Here is a 23494-nt window from a genome sequence, read left to right as displayed (position 1 = left end):
TCGGCATAGCGCGAGACGAAGACGCTGCCGTCGGGCAGGCGCTTCAGCGGCGCGAAGCGGCGCAGCGCGTGATAATAGGGGAAAGGATCGGCGAGGAAGGCGGGCTCGAGCGCCGCCAGGTCGAAGCGCCCGGCGAAGGCTTCCGCCTCGTCCGCCGGCAGCTCGATCAGCCCGCGGTTCAGAGCTGCGCCTCCGTGAGCGCGAACACGGTGCGGCCGGCGGCCTTGAGCGGGCCGAGCTGAGCCAGCGCCGGCGGCAGGACCACTTCGGCATAGAAGCGCGCCGTTACCAGCTTGGCCTCCAGGAAGGCCGGATCCCCGTCGCGGGCGGCCAGCCTGGCTTGGGCGGCAAGCGCGCTCCTGGCCAGCAGCCAGCCGCCCAGCGCCGTGCCGGCCAGGCGCAAGAACGGCACCGAGCCCGCCAGCGCGGCCACCAGCTCGCCCTTGACCGACTGGGCCACCCACTTCGTGGCATCCTCCAGCGCGTCAGCGGAGGCCGAGAGGGCACTGCGGATCGCCGCCAGATCGTCGCCCGGCGGGGCCGCCATCTCCTCGGCAAGCGCACGCATCTCGGCCACCAGCTCCAGCATCGCCTCGCCGCCGTCCTTGGCGATCTTGCGACCCACCAGGTCGCGCGCTTGGATGCCATTGGTGCCTTCGTAGATCGGCAGGATGCGCGCATCGCGCAGGTGCTGGGCGGCGCCGGTCTCCTCGATGAAGCCCATGCCGCCATGGACCTGCACGCCGATCGAGGCGATCTCGTTCCCGAGGTCGGTGAACCACGCCTTGACGATCGGGATCAGCAGGTCGACGCGGTCCTGGGTGCGGCGCGCCTGCTCGCGGTCGGGATGCTTCAGTGCGCCGTCGATCCCGGCGGCGGTGTAGTAGCCCAGCGCCCGCATGGCCTCGATCTGGGCGCGCATGGTCATGAGCATGCGCCTGATGTCGGCATGATGGATGATCGACACCGGCTCTGGCCGGGCGCTGCCGTCGTCCTTCGACTGCACCCGCGTCTTGGCGAAGGCCGAGGCCTGCTGGTAGGCGCGCTCGGCGATCGCCAGGCCCTGGATGCCGACCGACAGGCGGGCGTTGTTCATCATGGTGAACATGTAGGAGAGGCCACGGCCTTCCTCGCCGACCAGGGTGCCGATCGCGCCGCCGTCGTCGCCGAACGACATGACGCAGGTCGGGCTGGCATGGATGCCGAGCTTGTGCTCGAGCGACACGCAGCGCAGGTCGTTGCGCTTGCCCGGCCTGCCGTCGGCCTCGGGCAGGAACTTCGGCACGATGAACAGCGAGATGCCGCGCACCCCGGCGGGCGCCTCCGGTGTACGCGCCAGCACGAGATGGACGATGTTCTCGGCCATATCGTGCTCGCCGTAGGTGATGAAGATCTTCTGGCCGGTGATGCGGTAATGGTCGCCTTCTTTCACCGCTTTGCACTTGAGCTGCGCCAGGTCCGAGCCGGCCTGGGGCTCGGTCAGGTTCATCGTGCCGGTCCACTCGCCGGCGATCATCTTCGGCAGGTAGCGGGCCTTCTGCTCGGTCGAGCCGTGATGATGGATGGCGTCGATCGCCCCCTGGTTCAGGAGCAGCACCAGCCCGAAGCCCATGTTGGCGGCCTGCCACATCTCCTGCACGGTGGCGGCGAGCAGCCACGGCATGCCCTGGCCGCCGAACTCCGGATCGAACGGGAGCGAATTCCAGCCGCCGTCGACGAATTCCTTGTAGATGCCGGCGAAGCCCGGCGCCGTTCGCACCACGCCGTTCTCCAGCCGGGCGCCGACCTTGTCGCCGTCGCGGTTGAGCGGGGCGAGCCCGTTGCCGGCGAGCTTGGCAGCCTCCTCGAGCACCGCGTCGACCGTATCGTCGGTCGCATGCTCGTAGCCCGGCAGGCTGGCGACCTGTTGCAATCCGGCCACTTCGCGCAGCGCGAAACGCATGTCGGCCAACGGGGCGGTATAGGTCATGACTTCCCTCCGGGGCCGCAATATGCCGCGCTCGGTCGCTTTTGGCGACCGGCTCGGCTATTTTCGCGCCATGACCGACCCTGTTCCGCTCGCCCCGGTTCTGCTTGCCATCGACGGCCCGCGAGCCACCATCACGCTCAACGATCCAGCCAAGCACAACCGCCTCGATCCGGCCGGCCTCGGCCTGCTGCGGCAGGCGATCGAGACGGCCGATGCGGATCCCGCCGTACGGGTCACCGTGCTGACCGGCGCCGGAGAGAAGACGTTCTGCTCGGGCTACGATCTCGGCTCGATCCCGTCGGGCAACGGCGCCCGGCCGGCCGATGGCGAGAACAGCTTCGAGAAGGTCATGGACCGGCTCGAGGCGATGCGGATGCCTACCCTGTGCGCCCTGAACGGCGGCGTCTATGGCGGCGCGACCGACATGGCGCTAGCCTGTGACTTCCGCCTCGGCGTTCGGGGCATGCGCTTCTTCATGCCGGCGGCGCGCTTCGGCCTGCACTACTACCCGAGCGGGCTGCGCCGCTACACCCAGAAGGTCAGCCCGAGCTTCGCCAAGCGCGCCTTCCTGCTGTCGGAGGATTTCACCGACGAGGACCTGCTGCGGGTCGGCTATCTCGACTGGCTGGTCGATCGCGCCGACTTCGCCATCCGGGTCGACGAGACTGCCGCAAAGCTCGCGGGCCTGGCGCCACTGTCGATGTCCAACATGAAGCGGGCGATCGAGCAGTTCGCCCAAGCCGAGCCGGATATCCCCAGGATTCGCGACGGCATCCGCGAATGCCAGACTTCGGAGGACCTGCGCGAGGGGCTGAGCGCCCTGCGCGAGCGCCGGGCGCCCGCCTTCAAGGGGCGCTGAGACATGACGGCAGACGCAAAATCGCCACGAGACTGGTAGACTAAATAGGTCATGCAGCGCCGTCTGGCCGCCATCATCCATGCCGACCTCGCCGGGTTCACCCGGATGATGGAAGGCGCGGAGACGCGCACCTTCCGCCATCTGAAGTCGGCCCAGATCGAGGTCTGGCGGCCGGCGATCGATGCCGCCAAGGGCCGGCTGGTGGGCACGGCGGGCGATGCCATGCTCGCGGAGTTCACCTCGGCCGTGACCGCGGTGGGGGCAGCGATCGACATCCAGGAACGCATGGCACGCTTCAACGAGGCGCTGAGTGCGGAGCAGCGCATGCTGTTCCGGGTCGGCGTCCATCTCGGCGAGGTTATCGTCGACGACGAGGATCAGAACATCTTCGGCGACGGCGTCAACCTCGCGGCCCGCATCCAGGCTCTGGCCGAGCCCGGTGGCATCGCCGTATCGCGCGCCGTGCGCGACCTCGCCGAGCTGCGTGTCGAATACATCTTCGTCGACGGCGGCGAGCATCAGCTGAAGAATGTCAGCCGCGCCGTGCAGGTTTTCCACGTCCGCCCGGCCAAGGCGCCGGCAACGGTCGGCACGACGACCCGCATCATGCCGGTGGTCACGTTGCGCTTCGAAGGCACCGATTCGACCAAGCAGCGCCATTCGTTCGAGGTCACGCTCGACAAGCTGATGAGCCGCAACGGCGGCATGGTGATCGGTCGCGCCTCAGACCAGTGCGATCTCGTGGTCGCCCATCCGACCGTATCGCGCCGGCACGCTAAGCTCAGCCTGACCGGCGACTCGCTGACGCTCGAGGATCTCGGGTCGACCAACGGCACCTCGATCGATGGCAAGGCGCTGAAGCAAACCGAGCCGGTGACGTTGCGCGCCGGCACCAAGGTGCGGCTGGGCGACGTCGACATGCTCGTGCGTCAACTCTAGGGCCGTGCGCCGATGACCGGACCCGACAGCCAATCGGACGACCCGTCGTCGCAGACGATCGTTGCCGGACAGCAGGCTCCGGACGACGTCGATTACGTGGCGCTGAAGGCCGGCCAGACGATCGGACGCTATCAGATCGTCTCGGTTCTGGGGCAGGGCGGCTTCGGCATCACCTATCGCGCCCGCGACGTCCAGCTCGGCCGCGAGGTGGCCATCAAGGAGTACCTGCCATCGGCACTGGCGATCCGGCAGGACAACATCACCGTGCTGCCACGCACGACCAAGATGGCCGAGGATTTCAGCTGGGGGCGCGAGCGCTTCGTCACCGAAGGCCGCACGCTCGCCAGCCTGCATCGCGTGCCCGCGATCGTCCAGGTCTTCGACTTCCTCGAGGCCAACGGAACGGCCTACATCGTCATGGAGCTGCTCCATGGCGAGACCCTGGAAGACCGTATCAAGCGCAACGGCAAGCTCGGCCCCGAGGAGGTCGACCGCATCCTGTGGCCGCTGCTCGACGGGCTGGAGCAGGTCCATAGCGCGGGCTTCCTGCATCGCGACATCAAGCCGGCCAACATCCTGCTCGATGCCGGCGGCAATCCGACCCTGATCGACTTCGGCGCCTCGCGTGCGGCGATGGCCGGCCGCAGCACGGCGCTGACCGCGATCTTCACGCCGGGCTATGCCGCAGCCGAGCAGATGACGTCGGCCAAGCAGGGCCCATGGACCGACATCTACGGGCTGTCGGCCACGCTCTATCACGCCATCGCCGGCAGGGTGCCGCCGAGCGCCTTCGACCGCATGCTCGACGATGCCTGCGAGCCGCTGGCGCAGATCAAGCCGGCGGGCTTCAAGCCGGGCGTGCTGGCCGGCGTCGATGCCGGCCTTTCGGTGGCGGCACGCGAGCGGCCGCAGTCGATCGCCGGCTGGCGGCCCATTCTCGCGATGACCGCGGCGCCGGCGGGCGATTCGACGGTCGTAATGGGCAAGGACTCCGAGCCGACGCCGGAGGCAAAGCCTGCACCCAAGCCTCCGGCGAAGTCCGAGGGACGGCATGTCCCGATCCTGGCGGGGGCGCAAGGTGACTCCTCCGCCGCGCCGCGGCGCACCGGCTTGTGGATCGCCATCGCCGCGGTCGTGCTCATTCTGCTGGGAGGCGGTGGGTACTTTGCCTTCGTGCCGCGCGGCCCCGATCCGGCCGCGCTCGAGGCCAACCGACTGGCCGAGGAGGCGGCTGCCAGGCAGAAGCAGGCCGAGGAGGAAGCGGCCAGACTGCGCGCGGAGAACGAGCAGCGTCTCAAGACCGAGCAGGAGGCCGCCGAACAGGCGCGCCAGAAGGCCGAGCAGGAGGCGGCAGAGCGCACCCAGAAGGCCGAGCAGGATCGCATCAAGGCCGAGGAGGAAGAGGCCGAGCGCCGCCAGAAAGCCGAGCAGGATCGTATCAAGGGGGAGCAGGAGGCGGCGGAGCAGCGCCGGCTGAAGGCCGAGCAGGACGCCGCCGAACAGCAGCGCCGGGCCGCCGCCGAGGAAGAGCAGCGCAAGCGGTTCGAGGCCGAGGCTCGCCAGAAGATCGTGGCCGAGATGGCCGCTCAGAAGCGCGCCGAGGAAGAGGCGAGGCGCAAGGCCGAGGAGGAGGCCGAGGCGCGCCGCAAGGCGATCGAGGACGCTCGCAAGGCGATCGAGTTCGTCGCCGGCGCGTTCGACCATTTCGGCAAGACGCTGATGATGATCGGGCTCAAGGACCGGTCCGACGAGGTTCGCCTGCAGGGCGTCGACATCGTCGCCGATCCCGACCTGCACCAGCTCGCGGTCAAGGCCCTGGCTGCCAAGCCGCGCCATCTGCGCTGCCGCCAGACCGACCGGCTGACCGACGGCACGCCGCTCTATCGCTGCCTGATCACCAAGCTGACGGCCAAGGAACCGCTGGCCGATGTGCCCGACGCCGAGCGCGACGACCTGGCGCTGGCCCTGGTGCGCAACGGTCTGGTGCTGGCGTCGTGCGATGCGCCGCGCTCCTATGCCGACGTCGAGGACGAGGCCCGTGGCGGCAAGCGATCCCTTTGGGGTAGAGTGTCTGTTTCCGATTACAAGAAAAGGTGTTCAAAATGACTGTACTGGCAGCCGAGTCCCCCGTGCGTGCGTCGTGGCGTAGGATCGCGGTGGCGATGGTGGGCATGGTCGCGGCGCTCGGACTTGCCACCGCCTGCACCACCAGCAGCGACGGCGGGCCTTCCAACCAGGCGATGGGGACCGTCCTGGGCGCGGCGGTCGGCGGCGCCGTCGGCGGTCTTGCCTTCGGCACGGCGGGCGGCGTCGTGGGCGGCGCCCTGGTCGGCGCGATTGCCGGAAACCTGGTCGGCCGCGCGCTCGACCAGCAGGAGCGGGCGCGCCTCGCCCAGGCGACCCAGGTCGCCTTCGACTCGCCGACCAACGTGCAGACGACATACACCGTCGATCCGGCGCAGCGCTCGAGCACCGCGCCGCCGACGGTGGTCGCGGCCAAGGCGGTCGGGCCGGCCAGCAATCGTGCCGACGGCAGCACCTGCCGGCCAATCGAGATGTCGGCCACCAAGAACGGCCAGACGACGACCGAGACGACGACCTTCTGCAAGTCGGCCGGCTCGAGCGAGCTGAAGCCGGTCTCGGTCTGATTAATGTTCTTTCCCGGCTTCGCAGAGCAGGGGATGGATCGCATCTCCAGTCCTCACCCGTAATCGGGGGAGGTGCCCCGTCATACGGGGCGGAGGGGGAGAGCCTCACGCGAAGCTTATGAAGTTCCTACGTCGGAATCTCATGAACCTCGTCTGAGGCTATCCCCCTCCAGTCCTGCGGACCACCTCCCCCGTATGACGGAGGGAGGAACATGAGATGGTCCGCTCCCCGGCAGCTCCGCGGGGGGGGAGGAATCTCGAACGAAAGGATCGGGTATGGCGGGCAATCCCAAGGCGCGGGCGCTGCGCGATCGGCTGGCGAGGGACGAGTTCATCCTCGCTCCCGGCATCTACGACGGCATATCGGCCCGCGTCGCCGATGGCATGGGATTTCCGGCGCTCTACATGACGGGCTACGGCGCCACGGCGTCGATGCTGGGCCTGCCCGACGCCGGCCTGGCGACCTACTCCGACATGGTGGGACGGGCCGAGATGATCTGCTCGGTCGTGGCGACGCCGCTGATCGCCGACGCCGACACGGGCTATGGCGGCCTCCTGAACGTGCAGCGCACCGTGCGCGGCTACGAGGCCGCGGGCGTCGCCGCCATCCAGATCGAGGACCAGGAGATGCCCAAGAAGTGCGGTCACACGCCGGGCCGCCGCGTCGTGCCGGCCGAGGACATGGTGCTCAAGATCAAGGTCGCCGTCGAGGCGCGCCGCCATGGCGAAACCATGATCGTGGCGCGCACGGATGCCCGCACGGCGCACGGCCTCGAGGAGGCGCTGCGTCGCGCCCGGCTCTACGAGGAAGCCGGCGCCGATGTCATCTTCGTCGAATCGCCGGAGAGCGAGGCCGAGCTGGAACGGATCGGCAAGGAGGTAAGCAAGCCGCTGCTCGCCAACATGGTCGAGTTCGGCAAGACGCCGCGCGTCGAGGCGGCGCGGCTCAAGCAGTGGGGCTTCGATCTCGCGATCTATCCCGGCCTGGGCTTCAGCGTCGCCGCCGAGGCGATGCGCATGGCCTGGTCCCATCTCAAGGAACAAGGGACCAGCATCGGGGTTAACGTCCCGCAGTACCGCAACATGCACGAATTGATGGGCTTCCCCGAGGTCTGGGACTTCGAGAAGCGCTGGGCGCAGTGAGAGAGATGCCGTGAACGGCAAGCAATTCCTCGAGATGCTGTCCCGCCTGCCGCTGCGCGTCTGGCTGCAGGCGATCGCCGGCCTGATCGGCTTCGTCGTGCTGGCGGTGCTGGGCTTCGCCGTGATCGCGGGCGTTGCCGCCGTCGTGCTGATCGCCATCCTGGGCTTCAAGGCGCGCGACTGGATCCGCCGTCTGTTCACCGGCAAACCGCCGGCGGGGCCGCCCGCCCATCCCGACCGCAAGGTGATCGACGTCCAGTACGAGATCGTGGAGCGCAAGGACAACGGGACCAGAAGCTGACGTCACAGCCAGCGCCGGACGCGCGAGCGGTAGCTGCGGTAGACGTCGCCGAACTTGCGCTCGAGATAGGCTTCCTCGCGGGCCACGACGCCGTAGCGGATGACCAGCGCGAAGGGCACCAGCATCAGCAGCAGCCAGAGGCTGTCGAAGGCGAGGGCGAGGCCGATCTGGCCGCCGAACATGCCGAGGTAGATGGGGTTGCGCGTGAAGCGGTACGGGCCGCTCTCGACGATGGTGGTGGTTGGCCGGTTGGTGGGCACGTTCGAGCCGGCCCTGGTCATGGTGGCGATGGCCCAGACCGCCAGCGCCAGGGCGAGGAGGAACACCACCACCCCCAGCCAGAGATCGGGCCAGCCGGCCGGCAGGCCCAGGAGCAGGAACGGCAAGGGCTCGAGCCACTGAAGCGCCAGCCCGGCAAGGACGGCTAGCCCCCAGCCGAGCGGCGGGCGGATGATGACCTGAGCGGTGGCTGGCGTGTCGTTCATGGCGGAGCTCCCGGGTCGCAATCTTCGTCGTTGTCATGCGGCAGCCCGCTCCGCGTCCCCCGCCAGGTCGCGCCGTGCCGGTTTGACGTGCGCGAGAGTGCTGAGGCCGAGCCACTGCCGGAACACGCGGCGCAACCGGCCGCTGCCTTGCACATCCAAACGCCCTGATGCCATTGCGGACGAGAGCGACACGTCGCCCCGCCAGATGCGAATGAGATCGGGCAGCGAGACGGTGACGTAAATCTGGGCCTCGCGGTCCGGCTGCTTCAGGCAGAGCTCGCAATGTCCGTCCTCGTTGAGGAACCACCAGCGACGCTTGTGCTGCGGCTGATCGGTCAGCTCGATCTCGATGATCGTTCGCTCCTCGCCGAAGCATTCGGGATGGGCGCCCTGCTCGAGCGCCCACAACAGCAGGCCGAGATCGATCTCGTGCTCGGCGAGCGCGCGGCGCGTCCAGCGCTGCCCCCAGATGCCGAGCGCCATGACGATGGGCACGAATTCCTCTCCGGCCTTGGTAAGGCGATAGGTCGAGCCGCGACCGCCGGCGCGGCGATGGCTCACGATGCCCTCGGCCTCGAGCTGCTTGAGCCGCTGCGACAGCAACGTCGGCGATACCAGGGGAACGCCGCGCTGCAGATCGGAGAAGCGCCGATCGCCGGCCGACAGATCGCGAACGATCAGCGCGGTCCAGCGTTCGCAGAACAGCTCGGCGGCTTTGGCGACTGGGCAGAACTGGTTGTAGCTTCTCACGGCGTTTTCTCCTTTCGCGGCCCGATCTTACGCCCCCGCCCATCACGGCCAACTACAGATCCTGGACTAGTCGCGCGAGCCGTCCGGTGCTGGCATCAGGGCCGCTAACGGAAAGGAGGAAGGGATGCCGGACGACCAGATCATCGACCATAACCGGTCGGCAGCCGCGACGTGGGGCGCCGGTGGCATGGCGTACAACGACGTGAGCTTTGTCCTCTCCGACGCTCTGGCACACGCCGCGCAGCGGCTGGCACCCATGGCCGGCGAGCAAGTCCTCGACGTGGCGACGGGCACGGGATGGAGCGCCCGCAATGTCGCCCGGGCGGGCGCCCAGGTGACGGCCGTCGACATTGCGCCCGAGCTTCTGCAGGCCGCACGCGAGCTGTCCGGACACTGCAAGCCGCCGATCGACTATCGCCTGGCCGACGCCGAAAATCTGCCCTTCGGCGAGGGGCAGTTCGACAAGATCATCTCGACGTTCGGCGTGATGTTCGCTGCCGACCAAGCGCGCGCCGCGCGCGAGCTCGGCCGGGTCTGCCGGAAGGGCGGAAGGCTTTGCCTGGCGACCTGGACGCCCGACGGTGGCGTCGCTCACTTCCTGGCAATGATCGCCGCGCATAGCCCGGCGCCGGCGCCGGCGGCATCGCCCCTGCTGTGGGGGGATCCGGATCACCTCCAGGTGCTCCTCGGGAGGGACTTCGTGCTCGCCTTCGAGCACGGCGTCAGCAACTGCTACTTCGACGATGTCGACGCCATCTGGGACTGGTACCTGCAGGGCTTCGGGCCCTTGCGCGCGCTCCACTACAGCCTCGACGAAGCCGGCCGAAGCGCCTTGAAGAAGGACGTCGATGCCTATCACGTCCACTATCGCGTCGGCGCCGGGCTTCACGTCCGCCGGGAATACCTCGTCACCATCGGGCGGCGGCGCTAGAGCGCGAGCTCAACACGACCACTGGAAGCCGTCGATCACGAAGTGCTGGCCGGTGATGAAGCAGGGCTCGCAGGTGGCCAGGAAGGCGACCAGCTGCGCCACGTCGGCTGGCGTGCCGAGCCGGCCGAGCACGATGCCTTTCGTGAGCTCCGGCCCGCGCGCCTTGGTCAGACTGTTGCCGAGCTCGGTCTCGATCACGCCGGGGCATATGGCGTTGATCGCGATCCTGGGGCCGAGCTCCTTGGCGAGCGCACGCGTCAGCCCGAGGATGCCGGCCTTGGCCGCCGCGTAGGAATGCTTGCTGACGGCGCTGGTGACGCCGCCGCTCAGCGCATTCAGTGACGACATGCTGGCGATGCGGCCGCCGGTTTCCTGCGCCAGCATGACCGGCGCGATGGCGTGGATGTAGTTGAAGCAGCTCTTGAGGTTGACCGCGATGGTGCGGTCGAACTCCTCCTCGCGGATTTCGAGGATGCCCTTGGCGTTGGAGGCGCCGGCATCGTTCAGCAGGAAGTCGATGCGGCCCCACTGGTGGACGACGTCGGCCACCACCTCGTGGGCGCGGGTGAACGAGGCGACGTCGGCCTGGCAGGCCAGCGCGCGGCGGCCCAGCGCCTCGATCTCGCCCGCCGTGCGCTTCATCTCGGGCTCGAGCAGGTCGACCAGCGCGATGTCGTAGCCGCGCCGCGCGAGCTCGAGGGCGCAGCCGCGACCGATGCCGCGTGCGCCGCCGGTCACGATGGCGACCTTCGCGCCGGCGCTCATACCGCAGGCTCCCTGGCCGCGTGCGCCCTGGCGTAGCGCGCGACTTCTTCATGGGTGGCGAACCACACCTTGCCCTTGGCCTTGGCGTGGCGGATCAGCTCGTCGACGATCCAGATGCGCGAGCGGTAGCCGATGATGTGCGGATGCATGGTGAGCTGGAAGATGCCGCCGTCCTCCCACGCCGCATCGAGCTCACGGCGGAAGATCTCCAGCACGTCGGTCGGCGGCGTGTAGGGGCGCAGCGAGGAGAAGCGGTGCATGGCGAAGTAGACGGCGTCGTCGCGCACCCATTCGACGGGCAGCTCGAGCACGCCGCTGGGCTCGCCGTGCAGCAGCAACTCGTAGCAATCCTCGTCGGCCATCAGCGACGAGTCGTAGAGCAGCCCCATCTCCTTCTCGATGGCGAGCGTGTTGGGGCTGAAGTCCCACGACGGGGTGCGCAAGCCGACGGCGCGCCGGCCGGTGATCTTCTCCAGCGTGTCGGCGGAGCGCAGCATCAGGTCGCGCTCGGCCTCGTAGGGCAGCACCGAGTTGAGCTCGTGGATCCAGCCATGGATGCCGATCTCGTGGCCCTCGGCGACCAGCCTGCGCTGTTCCTCGGGATGGAGCAGGGCGGCGACCGCGGGCACGTAGAACGTCGCCTTGACGCCGTGCCTGTCGAGCAGTCGCGCGATGCGGGGGACACCCACGCGGGCGCCATATTCGCCCCAGCACAGCCGGCCGATCGACTTGCCGCCATCGCGCAGCTCGTTGGTTTCATGGTCGGAGTCGAACGACAGCGCGACGGCGCAGCGCGCCCCGTCCTTCCACGTCTCGGGGCGATAGGCTCGGCCGGCGCGCACCTGGCCGACCAGCTTGCGCCACTGAGCTTCGCTCCATTGCCACGGTTCGAGCTGCGGGGTGCTGTGAGTATCGGGCATGACGGTCTCCCTCCGGTTCGAGCATCGCCGAAAGGTCCCTCGCTGCGCTCGCGATGACAAGGGCGCGCCGGGTGCGCGACCGATGGCCGGGTATTGCCCAGTTGAGCCCGGAGGGCATACCTCTGCGCTACCCGGATCGATCAAAGATGCGAGCGCCACGTCGCGCCAACGTCGGAGCCAACCAGCAGCAATGCCCGCGAGATTGCTGGAAAAGCGGAGTCGCAGCAGCCGATTTGTTGCCGACCCTTCGAGACGCGGCCCTCCGGGCCGCTCCTCAGGGTGAGGTTCTTGGTAACGTTAGCGCCTATGAGTGGCGCGCTCCCAGCAAAGACGCAAGGTCGAAGAGAAGAGTTGGCGCCTATGGCCGGCGGTCTGCGTCGTGCGGCCGCCATCCTGCTGTGGAAGTGCGCCAAGCGTCAGCGAAATGGATTGACGATCCGAAGCTTGCCGATCCGCTGGCCGTGGCTCAAATCCTCCGACAACAATTCGCGACACCCGAGCGCCACGGCTGCCGCGACGACGGCGCTGTCCCAATATGAGAAGCCTTGCTTTGCGCGGATCTCCAGCGCCGCGGTCACGATCTCCGGTGAGATCTCCTGCACCGGGAACCGGGCCCAGGCGCGTATGAGGCCTGCGGCAATGTCGTGCGGCAGGGCGTCGGCCCGGCCGGGCCGCGTCGCCTGAACATAGAATTCCTGAAGCACCTGAGCCGACAAGGCGAGGTCGTCCGCCGTGAGAAGCGCCACGGCACGATCGCGCTTGGTCGTCTCGCCGGGGTCTCGGCTTATCGAATAGAGCAGGACGTTGGTGTCGACGAAGCGTCGTGTGGACATCGCGCTCAAGCCTTGCGCGCGTGGGCCTCGTCGCGGGAGAGTCGATCGCTCGCCCGGAACGTCTTGATGCGCTCGCGCAGCATCCGTTCCAGCTTCTCGAGGCGCTCGAACTCACTTTCGCCGCCCGCAAGGTCGACGAGGTAGCGCCGCACCAAGGCCGAGACAGACGTGTCGAGCTCGGCCGCACGGATGCGTGCCCGGCGGTAGGTCTCGTCATCTAGTGTTACTGTGATATTCTTCACGAAAACACAGTCACACCTCGGGCCTGGAACGTCAAGGGAATGCTCGAGGCCCTTGGTTGGCCGGCCCGCCTTGCCATCGGCCGGCCCTCGAGGTTGAAGCACGGACGATAGCCCGCGATGGGGCCCGACCGCCATTCGAGGGGCCGCATGCCGCGACGCTACTCCAGGCGCATGCCGGAGCGCCTGACGACGGCGCTGTGCTTCGCGACCTCGGCGCGGAGGAAATCGCTCAACTCTCTTGCGGTGCCCGGCGCCAGCATGTGCCCCGGGTTGATCAGCGCTTCGCGAATACTCACGCCCGTGGCAACAGGTCCCACGAATTTGCGAAAACACCGTATATTGTCATACTTGGAACGAATTCGCGGCGCCGAAGGTACCTTGCCATGAGTGCTTCCTTGCGGCCGGGCGATCTGACCCTCGTAACCGGCGGATCTGGCTTCCTGGGCTCAGCCGTCGTGCGTGCTCTGATCGAACGCGGCGTCCGCGTGCGCGCACTCGTTCGCGCCACCAGCCCGCGTGACAATTTCCTTGGCCTCGAATGCGAGGTGGTGGTCGGCGATCTCACCGATCGCGAGTCCCTCAGGGCCGCCCTGAAAGGCGTCCGATACCTGTTCCACGTCGCGGCCGACTATCGTCTGTGGGCACGCGACCCTTCCGAGATCATGCGAGCCAATGTCGAAGGCACGTTGAACCTCAAGCGCGAGGCGCTGGCCGCCGGCGTCGAGCGCATCGTCTATACGAGCAGTGTCGCCGCGCTGCGTGTCGCGGGTGCGTCTGTGCCGGTCGACGAGACCGCCGCGCTCGCGCCGCATGAAGCGATCGGCACCTACAAGCGCAGCAAGACCATGGCCGAACGCGGCGTCGAGGAGATGATCCTGCGTGACGGATTGCCCGCGATCATCGTCAGCCCCACGACGCCCATTGGACCGCGCGACATAAGGCCGACGCCGACCGGCCGCATCCTGCTCGATGCGGCGCGCGGCAGGATTCCAGCCTTCGTCGATACGGGACTGAACTTCGTCCATGTCGATGACGTCGCCGCCGGCCATCTGCTTGCCTTCGAACGGGGCCGCATCGGCGAGCGCTACATCCTGGGGGGCGAGAACCTCACCCTGCAGCAACTGCTGGCGACGATCGCCGGCCTCGCCGGCCGCAAGGCGCCGCGCCTCAAGCTGCCGCGTGCGCCCCTGATGCCGTTGGCGTTCGCCGCCGAGGCCGCGGCGCGCGTGACCGGCAAGGAGCCGTTGCTGACGCTCGATGGCCTGCGGATGTCGAGATACCGGATGTTCTTTACTTCCGCCAAGGCCGAACGCGAGCTCGGCTATCGCAGCCGGCCCTATCAGGAAGGTGTCGCCGACGCCCTGTCCTGGTTCCGCGGCGCCGGATACCTCGCATGAGCGCGTGGACCGGCATCGGGCTGCTCGCGCTGGCGATCTGGTCGTATCTGCTGCTCGCCCGCGGCGGATTCTGGCTGGTCCGGGAACGCGACACTGGCGGGCTTCCCGCGCCGTCGCGCTGGCCCGCCGTGGTGGCGGTGGTTCCCGCCCGCAACGAGGCCGATGTGATCGCGCGGTCGATCGGCAGCCTGCTGCGCCAGGATTACCCGGGGCCGTTCCGCATCGTCCTGGTGGACGATGGCAGCAGCGACGGCACCGCCGGTGTCGCCGGGGCCATCGAAGGTGGACGTCGTCTCGATGTTCTGTCCGGGACAGAGCTGCCGTCCGGATGGACCGGCAAGCTGTGGGCACTGGAGCAGGGGATCCGCCATGCCACAGCCCAGGGCGATCCGGTCGACTACTTCCTGCTCACCGATGCCGATATCGGCCACACGCCGGACAATCTCAGGATGCTGGTCGCGCGTGCCGAGCAGGACGGCCGCGTGCTGGTGTCGCTGATGGCCGAGCTCTCCTGCGCAAGCTGGGCCGAGCGGTCCCTCATTCCCGCGTTCGTCTACTTCTTCCGGATGCTCTATCCCTTCGCCTGGGTCGCGCGGCGTGATCGCAGGACGGCTGCCGCCGCCGGTGGATGCATCTTGGTGCGGCGCGACGCGCTGGAGCGATCCGGCGGCATCGCCGCGATCCGGTCCGAGATCATCGATGATTGTGCACTTGCGCGACGCCTGAAGGACCAGGGGCCGATCTGGCTCGGCCTGACGCGCCGCGCCACCAGCCTGCGGCCTTACGGCGGCTTCCTGAAGATCGGCCACATGATCGCGCGCTCGGCCTACGCGCAGCTCGGCTACTCGCCGCTCGTTCTCGCCGCCACAATCGCGTCGATGGCCCTGGTCTATCTCGTGCCGCCACTGCTTGCGCTTCTGCACGATGGGCCGGCGCGCTGGCTGGGACTTTGTGCCTGGCTGGTGATGGCGCTCAGCTTCCAGCCGATGCTCCGATTTTATCGCCAGTCGCCGTTGTGGGGCTTGGCACTTCCCGCCATCGGTGCCGCCTATGCGTTCTTCACCGTGCAGTCGGCGATCGACTGCTGGCGCGGCCGTGGCGGCTTGTGGAAGGGGCGCGCCCAGGCCATGACGGGCGGCATATGACGAGCGCCGCCGACTTCACCTCCGGCAAGGGTCACCGCGACGAGAATTTTCCGGTGGCCTCGCGCCTCGTGCGCGCCGAGTTGCGCCCGGCGATCCTCGCTTTCTATCGCTTCGCGCGCACGGCCGACGATGTCGCCGACCACGCGACGGCCAGTGCCGAGCAGAAGCTTGCGCAGCTCGATCGGCTCGAAGCGGGATTGCGCGGTCAAGCCGGCATGGGCGTTGAAGGCGAGATTCTGCGGTCGACTCTTCAGGCGAGGAACCTCACCGACCGGCACGCGCGCGACCTCCTCGAGGCCTTCCGGCGCGACGTCACCAAGCGGCGTTACGCCGACTGGTCGGAGCTCATGGACTATTGCCGCTTCTCTGCAGCACCGGTCGGCCGCTTCGTGCTCGACCTGCACGGCGAATCGGACGCGCTGTGGCCGCTCAACGACGCGCTGTGCGCAGCGCTGCAGGTGATCAACCATCTGCAGGATTGCGCGAAGGATTACCGCAACCTCGATCGTGTCTACATTCCCCTCGATCGCCTGGGTGTCGAGGGACTCGCTGTCGATTGCCTTTCCGCCCGCCAGGCATCGCCCGAGCTCCGCCGCGTCATCGTCGGCCTGGCGCGGCAGGCCGGTGCACTGCTCGACCGGTCGCGGCCCTTCGCCGAGCGCATCGCCGATCGCCGGCTGGCTCTGGAGGTCGGTGTCATCCAGGCCCTGGCGGAAGGTCTTGTACGCCGCCTGGAACGCCGCGATCCCCTATCGGAGCGCGTGCATCATGGCGCTGTCGAGACCACCGGCCTCGCCCTGCGCGGCGGCATCGTCGTGGCGATGCGCCGGTTGGTGCGGGCCGTCGGCGCCCGCCAGCCCGGCCTGCGCGGCAGCCGGGGATGACGAGCGTGACGCAATCCGACCTCACGGTCGCGGACATCCGGGCGAGAATCTCCGGCAGTTCGTTTTACACCGCCATGCGCCTCATGCCGAAGGCCGAACGCGAGGCGATGTTCGCGATCTACATGTTCTGCCGGCTTGTCGACGATATCGCCGACGACGGGACGCGGCCGCGCCCGGCGCGGGCTGCGGCGCTGGCGCAATGGCGCGAGGACATCGACGCCCTCTATGCCGGCCGGCCGGCGGGCCAGGCGAGCTTCCTTCTTGGATCGGTGCACGCGTTCGGCCTAGCACGGGCCGATTTCCTCGCGGTGATCGACGGCATGGAGATGGACGTCGCCGCCGACATCCGCGCGCCCGATCTCGCAACCCTCGATCTCTATTGCGACCGCGTCGCTGTCGCCGTCGGCCGCCTTTCGACCCGTGTCTTCGGCATGGAAGAGGCGCCTGGTGGCGAACTGGCGCACCATCTCGGGCGCGCGCTCCAGCTCACCAACATCCTGCGCGACCTCGACGAGGATGCCGGGATGGGCCGCCTCTACCTGCCGCGCGAGCTCCTGGTCCAGGCGGGCATCGGGACGACCGAGCCGCATGCCGTGATCGGTGATGCGCGCGTCGATCAGGTCTGCCGGACGTTGGCGGCACGGTCGCTCGAGCATTTCGCCGCGGCCGATCGTCTGATGAAGTCGAGGCCACGCGGCCGCCTGCTGGCACCACGGCTCATGGCGGCCGTCTACAGCGCCCTGCTCCAGCAAATGCTGGTCGAAGGCTGGGCACCGCCGCGCCGGCGCGTGCGCATCGGCAAACCCCATCTCATCTATCTCGTCATCCGCTGCAGCGTGTTCGGATGACCGTTCATGTCATTGGCGCAGGGCTGGCCGGTTTGTCCGCGGCGATCGCTGTGGCGGGCCGCGGCGAGCCCATCATTCTCTCGGAAGCTGCCAGGCAGGCCGGGGGCAGGTGCCGCTCCTATCACGACGGCCAGCTCGACATGACGATCGACAACGGCAACCATCTCGTCCTGTCCGGCAACAAGGCGGTCGATCGCTACCTGCGCGAAATCGGCGCCGAAGGGAGGGTGACCGGGCCCGACCGGCCGGAATTCACCTTCGTCGACCGTCAGCTTGGCGTTCGCTGGTCACTGCGGCCTGACGACGGGCCGATACCCTGGTGGATCCTTCACGCCGACCGCCGTGTGCCTGGCACGCGCCTCGGCGACTACCTGGCCTTGCTTGCATTGATGCGGCGCCATCCCGGTCGCCGCATCGACGAAGTCGTTCGCCGCGATACCGTGCTGTGGGAGAAGTTCCTGCGGCCCGTGCTGCTGTCCGCCTTGAACACGGCACCCGAAGATGCCTCGGCCGATCTGGCCGGCGCCATCGTCCGCGAAACCTTCGCCAGGGGCGGACGCCACATGCGCCCTCTCATCAGTTCGCCCAGTCTTGCCGCCGCCTTCGTCGATCCCGCCCTCGAGCGGTTGCGCCGTCGTGGCGCGGAAATCCGGCTCAGCCGCTCGCTGCGCGCCCTCAGGTTCGCCAAGGGCAGGGCGGTGGCCCTGGCGTTCGATGGCGAAGAGCAGAGCCTTCAGCCCGAGGATCGCGTGATCGTCGCGGTGCCGCCCTGGGCGGCCGAGAAGCTGTTGCCGGGCGTGATCGCTCCACGGAAGTTCAGCGCCATCCTGAATGCGCACTTCCAGATCGTTCCGCCGCCACGGGCATGCCCCATGGTCGGCGTGATCGGCGGTACGGCGGAGTGGGTGTTCGCTTTCGAGGACCGGATATCCGTCACCGTCAGCGCCGCCGATCATCTCATGGACACCGACAGCGATACCCTGGCCGTGCTGCTGTGGCGCGACGTCGCCGCGGTCCACGACGTGACGGCTCCAGTGCCGCCCTGCCGCATCGTGAAGGAGAAACGCGCCACCTTTGCCGCGACGCCGGCCGAGGAGGCGCGCCGCCCGTCGGCGCGCACCGGATGGGCCAATGTGTTCCTGGCCGGCGATTGGACCGACACCGGCCTGCCGGCGACGATCGAAGGCGCTTTGCGGTCGGGAAACCGGGCCGCCGAACTTGCGCTGGCCGGTGCCTGACCGATGTCGAGCGAGGCAGCCACGACCAAGAGGGACGATCTAGACCGGCTCGAGGACGACATCGCGCGCGCGGTCCAGGCGCTGCGGCGCCTGCAGCGCGACGACGGCCACTGGGTCTTCGAGCTCGAGGCCGACGCCACGATCCCCTCGGAATACATCCTGCTGCGGCACTATCTCGGCGAGCCGGACGCGCCCGAGCTGGAGCGCAAGATCGGCGCCTATCTCCGGCGCATCCAGGGCGACCACGGCGGCTGGGCGCTCTTCCATGGCGGGGCCTTCGATATCAGCGCGACCGTGAAGGCCTATTTCTGCCTGAAGATGATCGGCGACAGCCCGGACGCGCCGCACATGGCGAGAGCACGCGGCGCGATCCTGGCGCACGGCGGCGCCGAGCGCGCCAATGTCTTCACGCGCATCCTGCTGGCCCAGTTCGGCCAGCTCTCCTGGGCGCACGTGCCGACCATGCCGGTCGAGATCATCCTGCTGCCGCGCTGGTTTCCGATCCACCTGTCGCGCATGTCCTATTGGGCGCGCACCGTCATCGTTCCGCTGCTCGTGCTGGCGGCATTGCGCAAACGGGCGCGCAATCGGCGCGGCGTCGACATCCAGGAGCTGTTCGCGACAACCGGCCGGTCCGAACCCCGGCTGGCTGCCCATGCGCACCGTGGCTGGGCGCTGTTCTTCAATGGGCTCGACCGCGTGCTGAAAGCGATCGAGCCGCGGTGGCCGAAGAAGATGCGCCAGCGCGCCATCGAGCGCTGCGTGCGCTTCGTCACCGAGCGGCTGAACGGCGAAGACGGTCTCGGCGCGATCTATCCTGCCATGGCGAACTCGGTGATGATGTTCGATGCGCTGGGCTATCCGGCGGATCATCCGAGCTATGCCACGGCCCGACAGTCGATCGAGAAGCTGCTGGTGGTGCGCGACGACGAGGCCTACTGCCAGCCCTGCGTCTCCCCGGTCTGGGACACCGCGCTCGCCAGCCAGGCCCTGCTCGAGGTCCAGCAGGGCGAGGCGGAGGACGCCGCGCTGCGCGGCCTCGACTGGCTGAAGCCCTTGCAGGAACTCGAGGTGCGTGGCGACTGGAGCGAGCGGCGGCCGCAGGTGCGACCCGGCGGCTGGGCATTCCAGTATCGCAACGCGCACTATCCCGATCTCGACGACACCGCCGTCGTGGTCATGGCGATGGACCGCGCGCGACGACAGTTGGGTGAGGAGAGGGCGGGAGCGAAGAGGGCGGGCGAGGCGGGGGCAGGCGCCGGGCCGGGATACGATCAGGCGATCGAGCGCGGCGTCGAATGGATTTCCGGACTGCAGAGCGGCAACGGCGGCTGGGCCGCCTTCGATGCCGACAACGTCGATCATTACCTGAACAACATCCCCTTCGCCGATCACGGCGCGCTGCTCGATCCACCGACCGCGGATGTCAGCGCACGCTGCATCAGCATGCTGGCCCAGCTTGGCGAGACGCCGGCCAGTCCCGTCATGCGCGCCGGCCTCGACTACCTCGAGCGCGAGCAGATGCCGGACGGCAGCTGGTTCGGCCGCTGGGGCGTCAACTACATCTACGGCACATGGTCGGTGCTATGCGCGCTGGGCGCCGTCGGCCTCGACGGAACGGCGCCGAGCTTGCGCAAGGCCGCGGACTGGCTGATTGCCATCCAGAATGCGGATGGCGGCTGGGGCGAGGACTGCACGAGCTACAAGCTCGACTATCGCGGCTATGAACCCGCTGCCTCCACCGCGTCCCAGACCGCCTGGGCCTTGCTGGGGCTTATGGCGGCAGGACAAGTCGACCATCCCGCCGTCGAGCGCGGCATCGCCTGGCTGCGGCGCACCCAGGATGCGACCGGGCTGTGGCGGCAGGAGGCCTACACCGGCGGCGGCTTTCCGCGCGTCTTCTACCTGCGCTACCACGGCTACCCGGCCTACTTCCCGCTGTGGGCGCTGGCCCGCTATCGCAACCTGCGTCGCACCAACAGCCGGCGCACGGCCTACGGAATGTGATGATCCTCGCGGTCACCGGCCTGCAGCGCGAGCGGCGGATCCTTGCCGGGCCGGACGTCGAGGTGGTGGTGGGCGGCGGCGATGCGGCGCGACTGGAGGTGGAGCTCGAGCGCCTGGCCCCGGCCATGCAGGGAGTCATCAGCATCGGCATCGCCGGCGCACTGGCGCCTGGACTGCGGCCCGGCGGCTGGGTGGTGGCCACGGCTGTGAGCAATGGCGGCAGCGCGCTGCCGACCGATCCCGGCTGGACCGACCGGCTGGTCTCGCGCTTGCCGGCAGCGCAACGCGGCGTGCTGCTCGGCGTCGACGCCGTGGCGGCGACGGCCGCGCAGAAGGCCGAGTTGCGCCGCATCAGCATGGCCATCGCCGTCGACATGGAATCGCACGTTGCCGCCCGCGTGGCGCATCGCCATCGCCGGCCGTTCGCCGCCGCACGCGTCGTCTCGGATGCCGCGCACCGCACGCTGCCGCCGGCCGCGCGCGTCGGCATGCGCCGCGACGGCGGTCTCGATCTGCCGGCAGTGCTGGGTTCGCTGCTGGCCGCTCCTTGGCAGCTTCCGGCGCTGATCCGAACCGGATTGGAGGCCGAGACGGCCTTTCGCGCGCTACTCCGCGGCCACCGCCTGCTGGGTCCCCGTCTTGGTGGCTCGGATGTCGGCGAGCTTGCGGCCGACATGGTCTGAGAAGACGAACTCGGCCGACCGCTGGCCGTCGAGCGGGATGTCCTTCGCCATCGCGCCTTCGGTGCGCACGCCGCGCAGCGTCACGCCCAGCGCCCTGAGTGGACGCCGAACCATGTCCTTCACCGCCGACGCTTCGAAGCCGCAATGGACCATGCAGTCGGCGCACTTTTCGTACTTGCCCACGCCGTACTTGTCCCACTCGGTGGTGTCCATGAGCTCGCGGAACGTCCTGGCGTAGCCCTCGCCCAGCAGGTAACAGGGCTTCTGCCAGCCGAACACGGTGCGCGTGGGGTTGCCCCACGGCGTGCACTGGTAGCTCTCATTGCCGGCGAGGAAGTTGAGGAAGTTGATCGACTGGCTGAACGGCCAGGCGCGGCCGCCACGGCCGCGCGCCAGGATGCCGCGGAACAGCTCCTTGGTCTTGTTGCGGTTCAGGAAGTGCTTCTGGTCGGGCGCGCGTTCATAGGCATAGCCGGGCGATACCGTGATGCCATCCAGTCCGAGCGCCTTCATGTCGTCGAGGAAGGCCGCGACTTCGGCGGGATCGGCGTCGTTGAACAGCGTGCAGTTGATGCTGACGCGGAATCCCTTCGACTTGGCCAGCCTGATGGCCTCGACTGCCTTGTCGTAGGTGCCCTGCTGGCACACCGACTTGTCGTGCATGGCGCGATTGCCATCGAGGTGGATGGACCAGGTGAACGACGGATTGGGCTGGTAGTCGTCGATCTTCTTGGCCAGCAGCAGGGCGTTGGTGCACAGGATCACGAACTTCCTGCGCGCCAGGAAGCCCTTGACGATCTTCGGCATCTCGCGATGCAGCAGCGGCTCGCCGCCGGCGATCGAGACGACGGGCGCGCCGCATTCGTCCATTGCCGCCATGCAATCGTCGTACGACAGCCGCTGGTCGAGGATCTCGCTCGGATAGTCGATCTTGCCGCAGCCGGCGCAGGCCAGGTTACAGCGGAACAGCGGCTCGAGCATCAACACCAGCGGATAGCGCTCGCGGCGGCTGAGATGCTGGCGCAGCAAATAGGCGCCGATACGGGCTGCCTGATGGAGAGGGATTCCCATGGCGCGCTGCCCTATTGGTCTGCCGTTGCGGCCGTCTTGCGCGGCGTTTCCGCGCCGGGTTGGCCCGACCTCAGCTCGGCAGGCAGGCGGAACTCGATGTTCTCGCGCACGCCGTCCAACTGCTCGACAGTGACCTCGCCGTGCCGGCGCAGCGCTTCGATGACGTCGAGGACCAGCTCCTCGGGCGCCGAGGCACCGGCGGTCAGTCCCACGGTCTCGACGCCGCGCAGCCACGCCGGATCGAGTTCGCTGCCATCCGAGATCAGGTGGCTGGGCAGCCCTTGTTCGATGCCGATCTCGCGCAGGCGGTTGGAGTTCGAGCTGTTGCGGCTGCCGACGACCAGCAGCAGGTCCGCCATCGCGCAGAGGTCGCGCACCGCCGACTGGCGATGCTGCGTGGCGTAACAGATGTCGGATACGTTCGGTCCCTCGAGATCGTTGAACCGCGCGTGCAGCGCGGCAATCACGCCGCGCGTATCGTCGACGCTGAGGGTCGTCTGCGTGACGTAGGCGACGGGCGCATCGCGAGGCAGGTCGAGCCGGGTGACGTCCTCGACCGTGGAGACCAGATGGACGGCCGCGCCGATCTGTCCCATGGTTCCCTCCACCTCGGGATGGCCGGCATGGCCGATCAGGATCAGGGCCCGACCGCGCGCCACGTAGCGCTTGCCCTGCAGATGGACTTTCGACACGAGGGGGCAGGTGGCGTCCAGCACGGGCAGGCCGCGTGCTTTCGCCTGGTCGATGATCGACTGGGCAACGCCATGGGCGCTGAAGATCGTGACGGCGCCGTCGGGAATCTCGTCCAGCTCATCGACGAACACTGCGCCCATGCGCTCGAGCCGCTCGACGACGTGGCGGTTGTGGACGATCTCGTGCCGCACATAGACCGGGGCGCCGAACTTCTCCAGCGAGCGCTCCACGATCTCGATCGCGCGGACCACGCCGGCACAGAAGCCTCGAGGCTGAGCCAAGATAACCCGCATTCCAAATCTACTCCTCGATGGCCCAGGCCAGAGTCGGATGTCGGCATTCGCGGGCTGCATTGCCACGCGGGCAACACAGCCTATGTCTGGCAAACGCGTCGTCAAGTTATGCGCGTGCCCTGGGAGGGGCATCTGCAGACACTAAACATTGTCCGCTACTGCGACCTTGGGCGCAAGCCTTCACCGTTACATGCAAGGATTGTGCGCATCCGAGAGCGGATACGCCTCAATCGAACCCGACAGAGCCGCTGGCGTCGAGTTGGTTGCTGCCGTGCTTAAAGCGCGTTGTGGCGGCAAGAAGTCGCGCGAGCGGCTGTGCGCGATGCGGAGGCAGTGCGCTGACGATGTCGCGCGGCAGCGACGCGGTCGTCGCCGGGCGAATGAACCTGCTTGTGGGATGCTCAATTCCACACGACCTTGGAGGGAGATGGGCACCGCTATTTGTGCCAT

23 protein-coding genes are annotated in these 23494 nt (G+C 68.2%); 14 read left to right on the top strand and 9 right to left on the bottom strand.

The features are described 5' to 3' along the window. Nucleotides 1-178 precede the first annotated feature (178 nt). Nucleotides 179-1969: an acyl-CoA dehydrogenase gene (locus AB7O82_RS08790; protein ID WP_428537279.1), complete on the bottom strand. Its 1791-nt coding sequence runs from the start codon at nt 1967-1969 to the stop codon at nt 179-181. On the opposite strand from AB7O82_RS08790, the gene AB7O82_RS08785 reads away from it, so the two are divergent. The 6 genes from AB7O82_RS08785 (at nt 1968) to AB7O82_RS08760 (ending at nt 7859) form a co-directional block, all read left to right on the top strand. Further along, nucleotides 1968-2828: an enoyl-CoA hydratase/isomerase family protein gene (locus AB7O82_RS08785; protein ID WP_428537282.1), complete on the top strand. Its 861-nt coding sequence runs from the start codon at nt 1968-1970 to the stop codon at nt 2826-2828. The genes AB7O82_RS08790 and AB7O82_RS08785 overlap by 2 nt on opposite strands. A gap of 51 nt (nt 2829-2879) precedes the next feature. Further along, nucleotides 2880-3767, top strand: coding sequence for an FHA domain-containing protein (locus tag AB7O82_RS08780; RefSeq protein WP_428537285.1), 888 nt, complete (start codon nt 2880-2882; stop codon nt 3765-3767). Nucleotides 3768-3779: 12 nt separating this feature from the next. Continuing rightward, a complete protein-coding gene (locus tag AB7O82_RS08775; protein WP_428537288.1) occupies nt 3780-5873 on the top strand; it encodes a protein kinase domain-containing protein in 2094 nt (697 codons plus the stop codon). Further along, a complete protein-coding gene (locus AB7O82_RS08770; RefSeq protein WP_428537291.1) occupies nt 5870-6415 on the top strand; it encodes a glycine zipper domain-containing protein in 546 nt (181 codons plus the stop codon). The genes AB7O82_RS08775 and AB7O82_RS08770 overlap by 4 nt, the downstream gene beginning before the upstream one ends. A gap of 276 nt (nt 6416-6691) precedes the next feature. Continuing rightward, nucleotides 6692-7558: an isocitrate lyase/PEP mutase family protein gene (locus AB7O82_RS08765; RefSeq protein ID WP_428537294.1), complete on the top strand. Its 867-nt coding sequence runs from the start codon at nt 6692-6694 to the stop codon at nt 7556-7558. A gap of 10 nt (nt 7559-7568) precedes the next feature. After that, complete coding sequence (locus tag AB7O82_RS08760; RefSeq protein ID WP_428537297.1) at nt 7569-7859, top strand: hypothetical protein; 291 nt, start codon at nt 7569-7571, stop codon at nt 7857-7859. A gap of 2 nt (nt 7860-7861) precedes the next feature. On the opposite strand, the gene AB7O82_RS08755 is transcribed toward AB7O82_RS08760, so the two are convergent. Both AB7O82_RS08755 and AB7O82_RS08750 read right to left on the bottom strand, forming a co-directional pair. Further along, the gene (locus tag AB7O82_RS08755) at nt 7862-8344 is read right to left on the bottom strand and encodes a methyltransferase family protein (RefSeq protein WP_428537300.1); all 483 of its coding nucleotides are present in this window, start codon (nt 8342-8344) and stop codon (nt 7862-7864) included. A gap of 33 nt (nt 8345-8377) precedes the next feature. Next, nucleotides 8378-9094, bottom strand: a complete 717-nt coding sequence (locus AB7O82_RS08750) for a winged helix-turn-helix transcriptional regulator (protein WP_428537303.1) — start codon at nt 9092-9094, stop codon at nt 8378-8380. A gap of 124 nt (nt 9095-9218) precedes the next feature. Between AB7O82_RS08750 and AB7O82_RS08745 the strand changes: the two genes are divergently transcribed. Further along, nucleotides 9219-10025, top strand: coding sequence for a class I SAM-dependent methyltransferase (locus AB7O82_RS08745; RefSeq protein WP_428537306.1), 807 nt, complete (start codon nt 9219-9221; stop codon nt 10023-10025). 9 nt (nt 10026-10034) lie between these two features. On the opposite strand, the gene AB7O82_RS08740 is transcribed toward AB7O82_RS08745, so the two are convergent. The 4 genes from AB7O82_RS08740 to AB7O82_RS08725 all read right to left on the bottom strand — a co-directional run bounded on the left by AB7O82_RS08740 (nt 10035) and on the right by AB7O82_RS08725 (nt 12785). Further along, entirely contained in the window at nt 10035-10790 is a 756-nt protein-coding gene (locus tag AB7O82_RS08740; protein WP_428537309.1) for an SDR family NAD(P)-dependent oxidoreductase, read from the bottom strand. Continuing rightward, nucleotides 10787-11710 carry a polysaccharide deacetylase family protein gene (locus tag AB7O82_RS08735; protein WP_428537312.1) on the bottom strand — a complete coding sequence of 308 codons (924 nt, stop codon included), beginning with the start codon at nt 11708-11710 and terminating at the stop codon, nt 10787-10789. Before AB7O82_RS08735 ends, AB7O82_RS08740 begins: the two co-directional genes overlap by 4 nt. A gap of 416 nt (nt 11711-12126) precedes the next feature. Then, nucleotides 12127-12543, bottom strand: coding sequence for a PIN domain-containing protein (locus tag AB7O82_RS08730; RefSeq protein WP_428537315.1), 417 nt, complete (start codon nt 12541-12543; stop codon nt 12127-12129). 5 nt (nt 12544-12548) lie between these two features. Then, entirely contained in the window at nt 12549-12785 is a 237-nt protein-coding gene (locus AB7O82_RS08725; RefSeq protein WP_428537318.1) for a hypothetical protein, read from the bottom strand. A 383-nt stretch (nt 12786-13168) separates the two neighbouring features. Here AB7O82_RS08725 and hpnA point away from each other — a divergent pair, with 383 nt between their 5' ends. The 7 genes from hpnA to AB7O82_RS08690 are packed head-to-tail and all read left to right on the top strand — an operon-like array spanning nt 13169 to nt 20987. Further along, complete coding sequence (gene hpnA / locus AB7O82_RS08720; RefSeq protein WP_428537321.1) at nt 13169-14182, top strand: hopanoid-associated sugar epimerase; 1014 nt, start codon at nt 13169-13171, stop codon at nt 14180-14182. Then, entirely contained in the window at nt 14179-15327 is a 1149-nt protein-coding gene (locus AB7O82_RS08715) for a glycosyltransferase (protein WP_428537324.1), read from the top strand. The genes hpnA and AB7O82_RS08715 overlap by 4 nt, the downstream gene beginning before the upstream one ends. Beyond that, entirely contained in the window at nt 15324-16211 is an 888-nt protein-coding gene (hpnC, locus tag AB7O82_RS08710; RefSeq protein WP_428537327.1) for a squalene synthase HpnC, read from the top strand. The genes AB7O82_RS08715 and hpnC overlap by 4 nt, the downstream gene beginning before the upstream one ends. Next, complete coding sequence (gene hpnD / locus AB7O82_RS08705; RefSeq protein ID WP_428537330.1) at nt 16208-17059, top strand: presqualene diphosphate synthase HpnD; 852 nt, start codon at nt 16208-16210, stop codon at nt 17057-17059. Before hpnC ends, hpnD begins: the two co-directional genes overlap by 4 nt. Next, entirely contained in the window at nt 17056-18297 is a 1242-nt protein-coding gene (gene hpnE / locus AB7O82_RS08700; protein ID WP_428537333.1) for a hydroxysqualene dehydroxylase HpnE, read from the top strand. Before hpnD ends, hpnE begins: the two co-directional genes overlap by 4 nt. Before the next feature lie 3 nt (nt 18298-18300). Then, nucleotides 18301-20304, top strand: coding sequence for a squalene--hopene cyclase (gene shc, locus AB7O82_RS08695; protein WP_428537336.1), 2004 nt, complete (start codon nt 18301-18303; stop codon nt 20302-20304). Continuing rightward, complete coding sequence (locus AB7O82_RS08690) at nt 20304-20987, top strand: phosphorylase (RefSeq protein WP_428537339.1); 684 nt, start codon at nt 20304-20306, stop codon at nt 20985-20987. The genes shc and AB7O82_RS08690 overlap by 1 nt, the downstream gene beginning before the upstream one ends. On the opposite strand, the gene hpnH is transcribed toward AB7O82_RS08690, so the two are convergent. Further along, nucleotides 20910-22058, bottom strand: a complete 1149-nt coding sequence (gene hpnH, locus AB7O82_RS08685; RefSeq protein WP_428537342.1) for an adenosyl-hopene transferase HpnH — start codon at nt 22056-22058, stop codon at nt 20910-20912. The genes AB7O82_RS08690 and hpnH overlap by 78 nt on opposite strands. An 11-nt stretch (nt 22059-22069) precedes the next feature. After that, entirely contained in the window at nt 22070-23044 is a 975-nt protein-coding gene (ispH, locus tag AB7O82_RS08680) for a 4-hydroxy-3-methylbut-2-enyl diphosphate reductase (RefSeq protein ID WP_428537345.1), read from the bottom strand. Nucleotides 23045-23494: the final 450 nt, after the last annotated feature.

The sequence above is a fragment of the Reyranella sp. genome, assembly GCF_050185545.1.
Taxonomy (GTDB): Bacteria; Pseudomonadota; Alphaproteobacteria; order Reyranellales; family Reyranellaceae; genus Reyranella.
The sequence above is the reverse complement of the archived record's forward strand: the minus strand, read 5'-3'. Positions and strand labels throughout refer to the sequence as shown.